This is a genomic window from Woodsholea maritima DSM 17123, from assembly GCF_000382325.1.
Taxonomy (GTDB): Bacteria; Pseudomonadota; Alphaproteobacteria; order Caulobacterales; family Maricaulaceae; genus Woodsholea; species Woodsholea maritima.
Map to the genome: position 1 here is coordinate 308,649 of NZ_KB908056.1, position 14,372 is coordinate 323,020.

At 56.8% G+C, this 14,372-nt stretch carries 13 protein-coding genes; 4 read left to right on the forward strand and 9 right to left on the reverse strand.

The annotated features are described in order from the left end of the window. Positions 1-92 precede the first annotated feature (92 nt). Positions 93-1,556, reverse strand: coding sequence for a histidine--tRNA ligase (gene hisS, locus H151_RS0101550; protein WP_019959863.1), 1,464 nt, complete (start codon positions 1,554-1,556; stop codon positions 93-95). 110 nt (positions 1,557-1,666) lie between these two features. On the opposite strand from hisS, the gene H151_RS16765 reads away from it, so the two are divergent. Further along, positions 1,667-2,152 carry a hypothetical protein gene (locus H151_RS16765; protein WP_019959864.1) on the forward strand — a complete coding sequence of 162 codons (486 nt, stop codon included), beginning with the start codon at positions 1,667-1,669 and terminating at the stop codon, positions 2,150-2,152. On the opposite strand, the gene H151_RS0101560 is transcribed toward H151_RS16765, so the two are convergent. The 4 genes from H151_RS0101560 to H151_RS0101575 all read right to left on the reverse strand — a co-directional run bounded on the left by H151_RS0101560 (position 2,149) and on the right by H151_RS0101575 (position 8,389). Beyond that, on the reverse strand, positions 2,149-4,281 hold the full coding sequence (locus H151_RS0101560; RefSeq protein WP_019959865.1) for a protein-disulfide reductase DsbD family protein: 2,133 nt from the start codon (positions 4,279-4,281) through the stop codon (positions 2,149-2,151). The two genes, H151_RS16765 and H151_RS0101560, sit on opposite strands and share 4 nt — an antisense overlap. A 156-nt stretch (positions 4,282-4,437) precedes the next feature. After that, the gene (locus tag H151_RS0101565) at positions 4,438-5,268 is read right to left on the reverse strand and encodes a SapC family protein (protein ID WP_019959866.1); all 831 of its coding nucleotides are present in this window, start codon (positions 5,266-5,268) and stop codon (positions 4,438-4,440) included. 156 nt (positions 5,269-5,424) lie between these two features. Next, entirely contained in the window at positions 5,425-6,063 is a 639-nt protein-coding gene (locus H151_RS0101570; RefSeq protein WP_019959867.1) for an OmpW/AlkL family protein, read from the reverse strand. A 130-nt stretch (positions 6,064-6,193) separates the two neighbouring features. Then, positions 6,194-8,389, reverse strand: coding sequence for a TonB-dependent receptor (locus H151_RS0101575; protein WP_019959868.1), 2,196 nt, complete (start codon positions 8,387-8,389; stop codon positions 6,194-6,196). A gap of 159 nt (positions 8,390-8,548) precedes the next feature. Between H151_RS0101575 and H151_RS0101580 the strand changes: the two genes are divergently transcribed. Further along, positions 8,549-8,983: a transcriptional repressor gene (locus H151_RS0101580; protein WP_019959869.1), complete on the forward strand. Its 435-nt coding sequence runs from the start codon at positions 8,549-8,551 to the stop codon at positions 8,981-8,983. A gap of 89 nt (positions 8,984-9,072) precedes the next feature. Continuing rightward, positions 9,073-9,999, forward strand: a complete 927-nt coding sequence (locus H151_RS0101585) for an acyl-CoA thioesterase (RefSeq protein WP_019959870.1) — start codon at positions 9,073-9,075, stop codon at positions 9,997-9,999. A 17-nt stretch (positions 10,000-10,016) separates the two neighbouring features. On the opposite strand, the gene H151_RS0101590 is transcribed toward H151_RS0101585, so the two are convergent. Both H151_RS0101590 and H151_RS0101595 read right to left on the reverse strand, forming a co-directional pair. Beyond that, on the reverse strand, positions 10,017-10,817 hold the full coding sequence (locus tag H151_RS0101590; RefSeq protein ID WP_019959871.1) for a tetratricopeptide repeat protein: 801 nt from the start codon (positions 10,815-10,817) through the stop codon (positions 10,017-10,019). A gap of 38 nt (positions 10,818-10,855) precedes the next feature. Continuing rightward, a complete protein-coding gene (locus H151_RS0101595; protein WP_019959872.1) occupies positions 10,856-11,758 on the reverse strand; it encodes a hypothetical protein in 903 nt (300 codons plus the stop codon). A gap of 87 nt (positions 11,759-11,845) precedes the next feature. Between H151_RS0101595 and H151_RS0101600 the strand changes: the two genes are divergently transcribed. Further along, positions 11,846-13,009 (forward strand): DNA cytosine methyltransferase, encoded by a 1,164-nt coding sequence (locus tag H151_RS0101600; protein WP_019959873.1) that lies wholly within the window; start codon positions 11,846-11,848, stop codon positions 13,007-13,009. A gap of 5 nt (positions 13,010-13,014) precedes the next feature. Here the strand turns inward: H151_RS0101600 and H151_RS0101605 are convergent, their stop codons facing one another. Together H151_RS0101605 and H151_RS0101610 are read right to left on the reverse strand one after the other, a co-directional pair. Beyond that, positions 13,015-13,905 (reverse strand): LysR family transcriptional regulator, encoded by an 891-nt coding sequence (locus H151_RS0101605; RefSeq protein ID WP_040758495.1) that lies wholly within the window; start codon positions 13,903-13,905, stop codon positions 13,015-13,017. Positions 13,906-13,991: 86 nt separating this feature from the next. Next, a complete protein-coding gene (locus tag H151_RS0101610) occupies positions 13,992-14,312 on the reverse strand; it encodes a hypothetical protein (RefSeq protein ID WP_019959875.1) in 321 nt (106 codons plus the stop codon). Positions 14,313-14,372: the final 60 nt, after the last annotated feature.

Sequence of the window (14,372 nt, forward strand, 5' to 3'; positions counted from 1 at the left end):
AAGACACCGTAACGATAAGACGGTCAGGCCTCATCTGAAGGTTAGAGTGACGTATAGAGTGGGGTGACGTCAAGTCCCTCTATGCAATCGGTTTAAACCAGTCGTTCATGCAGGGCCTTGGCAAAACCGGCCAGTGGCAGGGTAAATTGCGCGGGTTGATCCTCTCGCCAGGCCTTATTGTCTTCAATCTGTTGCGCTAAACGTGCGCCTAGCTTCAAATCCTTGATTGTCACGGTCTGGTTTTGACGCTCATCTTCACCGACAATCACTGCAAAATCTGCACCCCGGCGATCGGCATATTTCAATTGCTTACCCATGTTTCCGCCCCCCACAAAAGCTTCGGCGCGAAGCCCTTCAGCACGCAATTGGGCCGCCAATTGGAAATAAGTCGCCATATGGTCTTTATCGACCGCCAAAACGATGACCAAAGGATCCGGCGCGCTATCCTTGATACGATCAAGCGCAGAAAGCGCGGCGGCAAAGCGGCTAACCCCGAAGGAGAAGCCCGTCGCCGGTACGGCCTGACCGGTAAAGCGCGCCACCAGATCGTCATAACGCCCGCCCCCGCCAACAGAGCCAAAGCGGATCGGCTGACCGTTTTCATACGTGGCACTCAGATTGAGCTCAACCTCAAACACCGGACCGGTATAATAGCCAAGACCGCGCACGATGGAGGGATCGAAAATCACTTGGTCTTCATCCACATTCAACGCGTTAAGGATGGCGGCAATCTCTTCAAGCGCGCTTACACCGGCCCCGCCCACACCGGCACCCACGATGGGGATCAGGCGCTCAATCACCTCGCCGCGCGTGCCCCCGCCCGCCTCGATAAAATCAAGAACCCGCGTGATGGACGCCGCATCCAGACCGGCACCCGGCGTGAAATCACCCGATTCATCCTTGCGGCCTGCACCCAGCAAAAGCTCGACCCCGTGACGGCCCAAACGGTCCATTTTATCAATGGCACGCAGGACTTTCAGGCGCGCCTCAGCGGCCCCTGCGCCCAGGCTTTCCAAAATCCCATCCAGCAAGCGGCGGTCATTGACACGCACGGCATATTCCCCGCGCTCCAAGCCAACAGCGGCCATCACCTCACTGGCAAGGGCAATAATCTCCGCATCAGCCGCAGTGCCCGGGGCACCCACCGAATCGGCATCACACTGAATGAATTGGCGGAACCGCCCAGGGCCCGGTTTTTCATTGCGCCAGACATCACCATATTGATACCGGCGGAAGGGCTTGGCGAGGTCTTGGAAATGCTCCGCACTGAAACGCGCCAAGGGCGCGGTCAGATCATAGCGCAGCGCCATCCATTGCTCATCATCATCTTGCAAGGCGAAAACGCCCTCATTGGGTCGATCATCATCAGGCAGGAACTTGCCCAAGCAGTCGGCAAATTCAAAGGCGGGCGTCTCCAAGCGCTCAAAGCCCCACCGCTCATACACGCCCGAGGCGGCCTGGATCAGAGCCTGCTCCGCACGCAGATGATGGGACAAGCGGTCCTCAAATCCACGGGGGCGACGCGCCTTGGGTTTAAACGCTTTGTTAGAGCTCATGATGGCATGCCTCATGCTTGGTAAAATAAAAATGCGAGAAAATGGGTTAGCGTGCCATGGCCCACCAATCAAGGTGCCAAACCATGGCCCAGGTGAATAGGAGCTGTGACATGCGCGCGATTGTGACGCTGACTTTAGGACTGGCGCTTGGCCTTGCCGCTTTCAGCACTCCGCGCGCTCACGCCCAATGGGGGAGCGCAATGGAAGATCTCGCCCCTCTCACCGAACGCTTAGACGTAGAAGCCCGCAGCCGTGCACAGCGCCTCGCGCCCACCGCGATCGCCCCGGCCATCCCCCTTGAAAGCGAAGATGGCTTCATCCTCGACGTGGAAGACTTTGTTTTAAAAGCCCTTCAGCTGAGCCACGCCATCGAAGCTCAGGGCGGCCCACAAGATTTGGCCTGCATCTTTCGGGGCATGTCGGGGGATGCGAATACGCGCCTGGAGGCCTTACTGAACGCGCAAACCCGCGGCGATCAGGCGCGCTTTTATCTCGACTATGCCGACCTTTTCGAGGTCGCCCATGAGATCACGTCCGACCCCGAAAACCAGCCTGAAACCAGCGTCTTTTCCAGCTGCCCTGCGCCAGAGCTTTAACGCGCGCGCTCAATCGCCGCTAAAACCAAATCCTGGGTCAAGAGCGCCGGCAAAATTTCTGCCTCACCACCATCAGCCGGATAAATGACATAAAGCGGTACACCGGCTGCGCCATACTGCTCCAATGCTGCAGCGATCTGTGGGTCTTGATTGGTGAAATCCGCCCTGAGGAGCGCGACATTCGCCTCAGCAAAGGCCGTCTTGACCGCATCCGTCGACAACACCGTCAACTTGTTCACCTGACAATTCACACACCAGGCGGCGGTAAAGTCGATGAAGACCGCGCGGCCCTCAGCGCGCAGATCGCTAACCTTTTCCGGCGACCAGGCTTGATAGCCTTCCTCAATCGGGCTGGTCGTAGCTGGCTCTAAGCGGGAGGTCAGGCCAATCCCAGCGATCAGGCCCAGTAAAGCCAGCACCGCCAATACTCGCGCCACCACACCCTTAAATCGGAAGAGCCAGATCATCAGGGCCGCGCCCAGGAAGAGCGCCAGGATCAACAACGTACCGCTGGCCCCCGTCTGAACGCTCAACACCCAGGCCAGCCAAATCGCGGTGGCAAACATCGGGAAGGCCAGCGCTTGACGTAAGACCACCATCCACGCGCCAGGCTTGGGCAAAGCCGCCAAGAGCTGCGGCACGAAGCTGACGATCACAAAGGGCAGCGCCAATCCCACGCCCAGGAATAAGAAGATGATCAGCGAGGCCCAGATCGGTTGGGTCAGCGCATACACCAGGGCCCCGGTCATAATCGGCGCCACGCATGGGGCCGCGACAAAGACCGCCAGCACGCCGGTCAGGAATGATCCGCCCCGGCCAGAACCTGACTGGCTCTGCCCGACACCTTGTAAGGAGGTGCCAATTTCAAAGAAGCCTAAGAAATTTAACCCGATGAGGAAGATCAGAACGCTTAAAGCCGCGACCACGACGGGGATTTGCAATTGAAACCCCCAAAGGCCCGGTAAGCCCATAGCCCTTAAGCCCAAAAGGCCCGCCCCCAGGACCAAAAATGTTGTGATCACCCCAGCCCCAAAGAGCAGACCTAAAGTGCGTGCCTCAGAACGCTCAGCATGGCCTTTATGAAGCAGGTTCAACGCCTTCATGGAGAGGATGGGGAAGACACATGGCATCAGATTGAGGATCAAACCGCCCAGCAGCGCAAAAAAGGCCGCTTGCAACAGCGTCAAACCCGCCGCATTTTGATCTTGAGATTTCACCCATTGCACTGAGGTCTCCGGCGACGTGCTTTCAACCTCCGCCGTGGTGGCAATGCCATCGAGCAGCGGCAGAGCATCGCCTAGAGTGGGGCTTAACGCGTAGGCTTTTCGACTACCGTCTGCAAAGCTTTGGATCAAAACTCCGCCATAGGCCTGATCCAGCGCGCCAGACACCTTCCAGCCGGGTTGCAGATGAAGCTGAAGCCCCTGTTCAGAGACCCCAACGCCCTGAGCCGCATCATGGGTAATAATCCCGGCTTCATAAGGGAAAAACACGGTTTCAACCGCGCGTGCGTTATCATCCGCCAGTGCCGGGTCGGCGACCGACAAGATGATCTTGCCCGCACGCCAGCTCATCGTGGTGGGAGCGGTCAACGCCTGCGGGGTCTTGTCGAGAAACCGGATGATGAGATCAGCGTCCGGGCTCGCCACACGGGTCTCATCAATCAGAAGACTTAGACTGACATCGCTTTGTTCGGGGATACAAATCTCCTCACAAACCAGCCAATAGGCCTTGCCGGTGATCGTGATCGGCCCCAAGGGCGCGTCCATAGGGATGGTGAGGGTCTGGCTTAAGACAACCTCATCAGAATAGCCATAGTTGGTCAGCGGTCCCAGATCATAAGCCTTAGGCGTCGGCCAGACCCAATCAGAAACATGATACCCCTCCGGCAGATCCAGGCTCTGACGGGTCGGCTCCCCACTATCTCCGGGATTGATCCAATAGGTATGCCAACCGGGCTCAATACGTTGATGCAGCGCGATCTGGATCTCATCACCGGGGCGCGCGCGCGTCACATCAGAGATTAAGCGCGCTTCAACCTTGGGGTCTGAATTCCAACTGCCTTGGGCGTGCGCGATCCCTGAGGCGCAAAACAGCGTTGAAATTAAGGCGAACACTCGAAAAAGCATACTTATTCCCCAAGACCTAAGCGTGAAGCTTAGACCCTACATAGACCAAAATATCTAAAAGAGAAGTCCAATCGCGCCCTTGTGATAAGGGGGTGGTCAAAGAAAAAGCCGGTGCGAAACGCGCACCGGCTTTTGATCTTTAGACGCTTAATAGACTTAAGCTTCTGGTGGCGGAGGCACCGCACCGGCCGCCGCGCCATTTTGCGCAGCTTGAGACGCACGCACGGTCGCACGCTGGATCAGCGCATCCCAGTTCGGGATCGACATCATGTGCGCGTAGATCGCGCCGAGATACGCATTGTCACGCAACTCAACAAGAACGTCAGGCGACAAGGCGCGCAATTTCTGCCCCGATACACCCCAGTAAGAGGCAACGGTCTGCGGCTCACCTTGAGGATTGCCCTGAGCATCGCGCGGCTGGAAGGTTGCTTTTTGCTCTTCGAACAGCTCCAACTCTTCCATACGCTTCAAGAACGCATTGGTAGAGGCGACATCGGCTTCAAAACGCTTCACATAATCAATGGCGTTTTGGGTGTAAGCCGTTGGCTGACCATCGGTGCCAAAGAAAGGCTGATCAGGTTGATCCGAGACCAGATCAGATTCGCCATCGATGCAGATGGTGAAACGATCGGTATCATCTGAATGGCTGGCCGATACGAAGGGGTAGCGACGCACATAGGCGGGCAGATAGCCGAAATCTTCGAACTGACCGGCTTCGTTCACGAACAGGTTTTCACCGGCACGAAGACCCATTGCGGCCACAGGGGTTTTCTTATCGCCCAAGAAAATGATGGGGTAACGCCCGGCGCACGTGCCGAATTCACCAATGGTAATCGGTACGAAGTGGGTGTTTTTCAGAAAATCGAATGGGCGATCAGAGAACTTTACGCCTTTACCGGCATGCGCCTGGGCGCTTAAAGGTTCAGGTTTTTTGTAAAGCGGCAAAGTGCCGGTCACGGTTGCTTGGTTCGCTGCGGCGTCAGCCATATTTTCCCCCTGAAGAGTTAAGGTTGTTATCGTGTTAGCCGATGATACGCGATCAGACAACAAAGGGGCGCACAATTACAGTTAAGTCCCCAAGAAAAAGGCGCTGCCCACCGGGCAACGCCTTTATTCACCTTACGATCTGGTGTCTATGACAGATCAGTAACGATAGCCAATACCCACGCCGAAGATCCAGGGATCAATATCGGCATCGGCTTTAACGATGCCTAAAGCGCCCGCATCAATGGTGACATCGGTATTGATTTTGACTTTCTTCAAATCGACATTGAAGAACCAGCGCTCGTTAATCGCATAGTCAAAACCGACCTGCGCGGCCCAACCGAAGCTGGAATCATAATCAATATCCTTCAGCACTGAGCCAGAAGGCAGATCGGCATTGAAGAAGTGAGTGAAATTGACCCCGGCCCCGATATAAGGGCGGAACTGGCCTTCAGGATTGAAGTGGTATTGTAAGGTCAAGGTGGGCGGCAGCAAAGTCACATCACCTAGATCCACTTCACCCAGCGCCGTACCGACCGCTTTCACATCATGGGGTGTGACGCCCAAAATCAGCTCTGCAGCGATATGATCGGTGAAGAAGTAGGAGATATCGAACTCAGGCACGACGCTATTGTCGATAGAAACATCACCGCCAATAGGGGTAATCTTTGCGCTTTCATCGGGCTGAACGCTCAGCGCGCGAAGGCGGAACAACCAATCGCCTTGCTCTGCCATAGCAGGCGTTGCGAGACCGGCAACCAAGGCAATACTGACACTGGTGAGAAGAAGGGCTTTCATGATTTAATCCCCATAGCCACAAAACTTATGGGGACTTTATGCGCCTGAATACCAGCGCTGTAACGTGCGCATCCTGACGCGCGTCAGCCCGCCGCGCGGCGGGCTGACGCAGGCGAGAAAACATCCTTTTTTAGAATGCCTTACGCACAGACACCCGCACGGACCGGCCCTGCGCTGGCAAATGATCCTTCAAATAAGAGGTATGAAAGCGCACCTCTTCATCGGTGATATTGCGCACCCCCAGGGTCAATGCCAGCGAGTCTAGGCTTTCGGGGCGCCATTCGACATCCCCATTGAGAAGCACATAGCCATCGGTGGGCAGCTCATTCGTCGCGGTTTCATCCTGCTCGGCCACAAATTGCGCATCTGCACGCCAAGACAAGCTCTCATTAACCAGCTCCAAGCCGGTTTTCAGGCTCAAAGGTGAGATGCGCGGCAGATTTCCGCCCTGATCCAACTCGCCGCGCACATAGTCGAGCCCGGCATGGGCCAAGATGTCATAGCCAAAGGCTTGACCCAGCTGGGTATTGGCCGCCAGCTCAAAGCCATAGAGGCGCGCATCTGCTTGGGTGTACTGATATACATCCAAGCCATCGCGGGTCTCACCGCTCGCCATTAAGGTGATGAAGCCATCATAATCGGCATAGAATACATTGGCTTCGGCATGAAGATTATCATGATCGTAGCGGAGCGTGCCTTCCAGAGACCAGGCTTTTTCCGTGTCGAGATTGAGATCACCGATTTCAAAGGCGCGCGTCGCCAAGTGAGCCCCTTCTGCGAACACTTCAACGTCTGTGGGCGCACGCTCCGAACGTGACACGGTCACACTGGTGAAGAGGTCAGGGTGCGGGCGCGCGAACAAAGATCCCGAAGCCGAAAAGGCGGTATAGGTGTCTTCTTTACGCAGACCATTCAAGCGGCGACGTTCCAACCGGGCCCCAGCTTCAAAGCCCCAAGCCTCACGGTCAAACCGCTCCAGCGCGAACAGGCCCCAATCCTGGGTCGTTACCGGCTCGATATAGGCTTCCTCGCCTTCGGCCTTGAAATCCTTAGTCAGAGCCTGAAGCCCCCAGGCCCCTTGCCAATTGCCGCCATGATCATGGCTAACTTCAACGCGGCCCTCAAAGCCTTCATTATAGAAGGTGGTGGCTATCTCATCACCTTCGCGTTCTTTGTGCTCATAATCAGAATAGGCGCCTGACCAACGCACCCGGTTGATAAACCCATCAAGACGCACTTCACCACGCACATCAATGCGGGTCTGATCCATCACCAGACGCGGATCCGCGTGTTCATGCTCATGTTCATGATCATCATCGTGATCGTCGTCGTGATCGTGATCGTGGTCGTGATCGTGATTCTCATCTTCATGAGCGTGCTCATGTCCAGGAAGACCATATTCCGCATCCGTGACTTTCACAGCCAAACCGACAAAGCCCCAGTTTTGAATATAGGAGACGCCACCCGAATAGGTTTTAAACAGGAAGTCTGAATTCTCGACATGATCGCGAGCGAATTCCTCTTCATGGTCATGGTCATGATCGTGGTCATGATCGTGGTCATCATCGTGGTCGTGATCGTGATCGTGATCATGATCATGATCATCATGCTCGCCCTCTTCCAGAGCGCGTTGACGCGCTGAATCGGCAAAGCCGGGTATGTCATAGACACCCGCTTCGCGGCGCTGACCCTCCAGCGTAAAGGCGAAATCGCCCGCCCCTACAATCACCCGGCCCGCCAGCTGGTTGCCGTCATCCACGCTGGTATAGCCGCCATAAACCTCACCCGAGAACGGAGCCTCTGGGCGCTCTTCAACGATGCGGCCATCCATAATATTGACCACGCCGCCAATAGCGCCGCCGCCATAGGCAATGGCCGAGGCCCCACGCAGCACCTCAATTTGCGACGCACTGAGTGTTTCCGCCGCGATCGCATGATCCGGGCTTGCCGCGGAGGCATCAAGCGAGCCCACCCCATTAACCAGAACCCGAACCCGATCTGCGCCCAGGCCCCGAATGACGGGTCGCCCGGCCGCCGGACCAAAAAAGGTATTGGTCACGCCAGGAATATTGGCTAAAGCCTCACCCAGATTGCCCGCCCCCAGGCGCTGAATCTCTTCATCATTTAAAATACTCGCCGCGCCGACCACATCATGGTCATGCACATTCAAAGGCGAGGATTTGACGATGATCACATCAATGTCGTGATCATGGGCCTCTTGAGCCTCTTGGACCTGTTGAGCATGGGCAGAGGTCGCCGCACTCAGCGCCAGGGCGCTGGCCGCAAGGCAAAGGAGTGACCGTCTTTTATCGTTAAACCGTAGCATGGTGTCCCCCAGCGGTTGGGTATGTTATAATGTATCTTGTTATTGTATTACACTTGAGGGCCATGCCTGACAAGGCGTGAGCAGCAAAATTAATGTTTGTTCAAAAAATGACGAACTTAAGGGCTCGCCACCTCAAACAAATGCGGTTAAAAAAATTCCATGACCTTGCATTCTGATCTCACTCACTCTCTGGCCGAAGCTGAAGCCCTTTGCGCACGCAAAGGGGTCAGCCTGACGCCGATCCGCAAACGCGTTCTAGAGTTATTGCTGGATGCCGATGGCCCAGTAAAAGCTTATGATTTGCTGGCTCAGCTCAAACCTGGCGCAGGGGCTGCCCAGCCCCCGACCGTCTATCGCGCGCTGGATTTTCTGGTTTCCACAGGCCTCGCGCATAAGGTCGAATCGCTCAACGCCTATACCGCCTGCATCCATGGCGAAGAAGCGGGCGGGCCGGTGCTTTTCATTTGTGAAAAATGTGGTGCGGTTCAAGAACAGCACGCCCACGCCAAACTCAAAGACATGCCTGAAGGCTTTCAACTGACCCGCTCGGTCGTGGAACATTATGGCCTGTGCGCGAATTGTCAGGCAGCGTGACACTTTTAAGCCTTGCCCCATGGCGTTGGGGCCAATAAACCATATCTTATAGCCCACTGAAGGGTTTTCAGACCTATAGGAGCGCGCCCATGCAAGATCTCTGGCTCGGCAATGCCAATGCGTGGGAGTGTGATGAGCTGGGCCATCTCAATGTGCGCTATTATCTCGCCAATGCCATGCAGGCCATTGGCACGCTGGCTGATCGCTTAGGTCTCAACGAAGCTTTTACCCGGCGCGCCACCGCAACACTTTTGGTGCGTCACATTCATATCCGCTTCCATGCCGAAGCCCGCCCCGGTGCCCCTTTAAAGATTGAAGGCGGGGTCTGCCATTGGGATGAGACGAGCCTGGATGTCCTTCTTATCATGCGCCATGTCGCGCGTGATAAAATCTGTGCCACGTTCCGCATTACCCTGGATCATATCGCGCCCCATACCGGTCGCCCGTTTGAGTGGCCGAAGCGTGTGCGCGGCGTTTTAGATGGCTTTGCCGTGCAGATCCCCGATGAGGCCCAGCCGCGTGGTGTCGATCTCAGCCCAGCCCCACGCGAAGACATTTCCCTCACCAAGGCCGATAGCCTGAATATGGATGTGGCGGGTATGGGCCGGTTCAGCCATGCGGATACCGATGTGTTTGACCGTATGCTGCCTGAACTCACCTTGGGTAAAGTTTCGGATAGTGCGGTGAATTTCCATCGCGGCTTCCCGCGCATGTGGCGCGCCCACCAAAGCGGTAATCCCGTACGCATCGGTAATGCTTTGTTGGAATGCCGCATCCATGTCTATCGCTATGCCAATGCTGGTCAGGGCTATGTCATGCGCTCGGGCCTCAAAGCCGCCAACACCAAAACCCGCACGCTTATTCACTGGCTGATGGACCCCATTACGGGCGCGCCGCTATGGACCGTGGAAGGCATTGGCTGTGATATGGATTTAGATGCGCGCAAGTTGATGCCCACCGAAGGGGAATTCCTGGAGGAATTACAGGACGCCGTGATTGACGGGCTCTCAATCTAAAATACCGATTTAAACGCTTAGCGTTGCTCGAGGCCCCGTAAGGCGCGCCGCGCCGCCACAGCCTGTGCATCCCCGCGCGCGGCTTGAAACGCTTGCTGATAGAGCACCCGCGCCCCATCGCGATCACCGCGCGCCAGACGAATCTCGGCCAGCGCATATAGCGAATCAAAATGGCCCGGCTCCAGCGCGATCGCTTGTTGCAAGATACGCGTGGCCGCCGTTTGATTACCTTGATCAAGGAGACAATTGGCATGGGCGGCCAAGCCATTGACATCCCAGGCCGCCTCTTGCACGCGGCGCGCCGTAGCCTCACAGCCCTCACTAGCGCCTTCGGCTTCGTTTTGGCGCGCGGCCGCCGTCATTGGCAGAGTATCGCGCGCGCCGTCAGAGCGTCCTTCGCTTGACGAGGCCCCCGGACGAGATATGGGAGGCAGACCACCACTGGACGCGTTTTGAGACGGAGCGCGGCCATTGCCGGTCAGCGCGATCACCACCGCGCCATCACGCACCTCACCATAGGCGCTTTGCCAGCCACCCGGGATTGTCACCCGGATTTGATCGGTGCCAGAGGGTGTAAATTGAAGCCGGGTTAGCTCCCCGGCTTCATAAAGCTCTAGTGTGCGCGCGCGCTCACTCACGCCCTGTACATCAAAGGCCGATCCGCCCGCGGGCGTCACGCCCTGAACTGGGCGATCAAAAATCAGCCACAGATTATACTGAGCACCATCCTGTGCCAGGCGCGCATCGACCAGCTCGCCATGGGCGGGCGCACATAAAGATGAAAGGCCCAAGGCCAACAAACAAGCGCGTGTAAACATAGCTTTGAGATAGGCTGAGTCGCGTCAGAGCCGAAGGCTTATCGCGATCCGCCCAGGGCAATCTCTTGCGTGCCAGACCCACAGGCATCATGACCCAGCGCCCCGATCAGGGCACCGGTTTCATCGCGCACCCGCTCCCATTGATAACAGGCTGTACCGTTTTGCGGCATTTCCCCCAGCACGAAGACCGGCGTACCTTCCCCGTCCAGAGCGGGCTCACCATCCAGCACCACGGTCCACTCAATGAAAGGCTCCTGGCTATCACGCACACCGTCCTGCACCACACAATCCATACGCCCGGCATCGGGATAGGCAAAACGCACGACCACATCCGCGCCATCGCGGCGCACATGGGTCACTTGACGCTCACCCGCGCCGCGCAGATACGCGATCGAGCGCACGGCGGCCGCGCGCTGACACGCTTCAATGGCAGGCAGATAGGTAAAAATCTCTTCAGACCAGCTCTCACTTGGTCCGGTTTCTTTCGCACACGCCTGATAGCGTAAACGCCCGGCCTGAACATTGGCGAAATGGCTAAAGGTCTGGCCACCGGTCCGACACGGCCCAGCCTCCATCTCCACCTTCAGATCCAGCCCCGAATAGCTTTCACCATCAAAGGTGCGTTTACCCTCAGAAATCCAGGGCCGGTGCATTTCCAAATCACCTAGGAGTGGACGAGCACCCGGCACGCGATGTTCATAATACACCGCCAGCTTATCGCCTTCATCTTCATAGGTAATGTCGGCGGTAAAATTCTCACCGATCAGCTCATATCCGCCAACAATGCTGGAGCGGGAGGAAGTGGAACGACGGACCGGCGCACTTGTACTTGCCCCGCTCTCAATAAAGCTGGTGGGGATCAGTTCAGGCTCCATCACATCATCACTGGCGCAGCCCGCTACGACCAAGCCCAAACCGATTAAACCCAAGCGTTTCATCATCACGTCCCCCGTTTTACCGGCAATATGGCCCGCCCGTGCGCAGATGCATAGATAGTCTGGCTTAAAAAGGACGGATAAAGTCACTCCATGGGCTCTGATTCTTCATTCACCGCGTTAGAATTTTTTGCCGGCGCAGGCATGGCCCATTTCGGGCTAGCCCCGCACTGGCGCGTCATATTTGCCAATGATTATGACGAGAAAAAGACACGCTGTTATCAAAGTAATTTTTCTTCACCCTCGCCCCTAACGCGAGACGTGCACAGCCTAAGCCTCAATGATCTGCCTACAGAATTTGCAGATCTTGCCTGGGCCAGCTTCCCATGTCAGGACTTATCGCTGGCCGGGGCGCGCGGCGGGCTGCAAGCCCAGCGCTCCTCAGCGTTCTTTGGCTTTTGGAGTGTGATGGAGGCGCTACGCCAAGATCACCGCGCGCCACATATTTTGGTGCTGGAAAATGTCAAAGGCCTGCTGACCTCTCACCAGGGCCAAGACTTTACGCTCTTATGCCATCTCTTGGCCAAGTCCGGATATCGCTTTGGCGCGCTGGAGCTGGATGCCAAAGCCTTCCTGCCGCAATCACGCCCGCGCCTGTTCATCATCGCCTGCAGGGCCGATACACCCCTGCCCTCATCCTTCCTGGCCTTAGGCGAAGGCGATCATTATGGGCTGACCCCCGCCATTTACACCGCGCGCGATCGCCTAGGCGCGAGCCATGGTGTGCGCTGGATCGACTGGCATCTACCCACCCCACCCGCACGCATGGCGAGCCTTGATCAGATCATTGACCCCAGCCTTACCTGGCATAGCGCTGATCAACGCCAGGCCCTGTTGAGTTTGATGAATGACACTCACCGTCAAAAGGTCGAAGCCGCACACGCGCGCGCGCGCCTAACAGGAAAGCCTCAGATCGGCTTTATCGTGCGCCGGACCCGTCAAGAACAGGGCAAACGCCAACAACGCGCCGAAGTGCGCTTTGACGGCCTATCGGGGTGTTTGCGCACGCCCGGCGGGGGATCATCGCGGCAATTTGTGATCTGGTGTGAGGGCCAGAGCATCGAAACCCGGCCCATGGCGGCGCGTGAGGCCGCGCGTTTGATGGGTCTGCCCGGTAGTTTTCAGCTACCCACCACGACCGGCGCGGCGCTCCATGTCATCGGGGATGGATTGTGCGTGCCCGTCGTCAGCTGGCTTGATACCCATCTGTTAACGCCGCTGGCCCAGCATTTGAAAGCCAGCACAGAGGCGGCTTAACACCGTTAAAAGCCGTCCTTGAACCAATCGCCCAGGAAATCGACGAACAGGCGCACCCGGTGGGTCAGATAGCGATTGGAGGGGAAGACGGCCCACAAATCACGATGATCGGGCTCCCACTCTTGTAAAATCCGTACCACGCCCTCTTGCTCTAACGCCTCGCGCGCGGCCCAATCAGGCGAACAGGCAATGCCCATGCCCGCACAGGCGGCTTTCACCGCGGCACGCGCGCCGTTCAGCGATAAAGGCCCATCGACTTTAATGACTTGGGTATCCCCGCCCTTTTGAAACACCCATTGATACGGTGTCGGCTTATTGCGGTCGATAATGCAATGATGATGGCCCAGATCTTTAGGATGGGTGGGCGTTCCCGCCGCTTCAAGATAATGGGTGCTGGCAAAGACCGCCATCCGGCTATGAGAGAGGCGTTTGGCGATGAGGCTGGAATCGGAGAGATGCCCAATGCGCACCGCCAGATCATAACCCTCATCCACCAGATCCACCATGCGATCGGACAGATCGAGCAAAACCTCCACCTGGGGCCATTGCTTCATGAAGGCCGTGACCGGATCAATCAGTTTTTGAACACCGAAATCCGTGGGCGCGGAAATCCGCAGTCGCCCCGCAGGCGCATGGGTTTCACAGCTCATCCCCTGTTCGATGGATTCATATTCCTGCAACCAAGGCCGCACCCGCTCCAACAAGGCTTTGCCGCCATCGGTCAAGCGCACCGAACGCGTCGTGCGCTCTAACAAGCGCACTTGCAGACGCTCTTCCAGGGCAGAGACCTGTTTTGAGGCCGCGCCCGGCGTTAAATTCATCCGCTCTGCGGCTTTGGTGAAGCTTTCTAATTCTGCAACCGTGGCAAACAGGTGCAGCGCGTCAATCCGGTCCATCAAGGCATCCTTGCCCATCGCGGGCCGTCAAGAGTGTTACCTCAAGTATCAGGCGCGATTATTGCCAAAATGGCAAGAGTGCTTCGTCAGGAATCTGTCTTGGAATCGTCATTATCTGATGGGGCCGTTTCGCGCAAATGCCATAAAACAAACCCGCCAAGCCCCATGATGATCAGTCCGAAATAAAACGCTAAATCATCCAGAGAGATTGTCGTGGTCCGGCGCGAGAGCCCGACATCATCGGGTAAAAAGATCGGCATGACGATCGCAAGCGCAAGCCCAATTGCCAAATAGGTCGCGCCCAATTGCATGATTGCGCCGCGTCGCGAGCGCTTAAACCGACGTTGGATCGTCGCCACGCTGCCCTCAAACATATCAAACAGCTTTTTATCATCATCTTGCGACATTTTAGGCCTCCAAAGCGCCAGCCGATGGGCAGGCATACAAAAAGCCCCTCTACAGCGTAA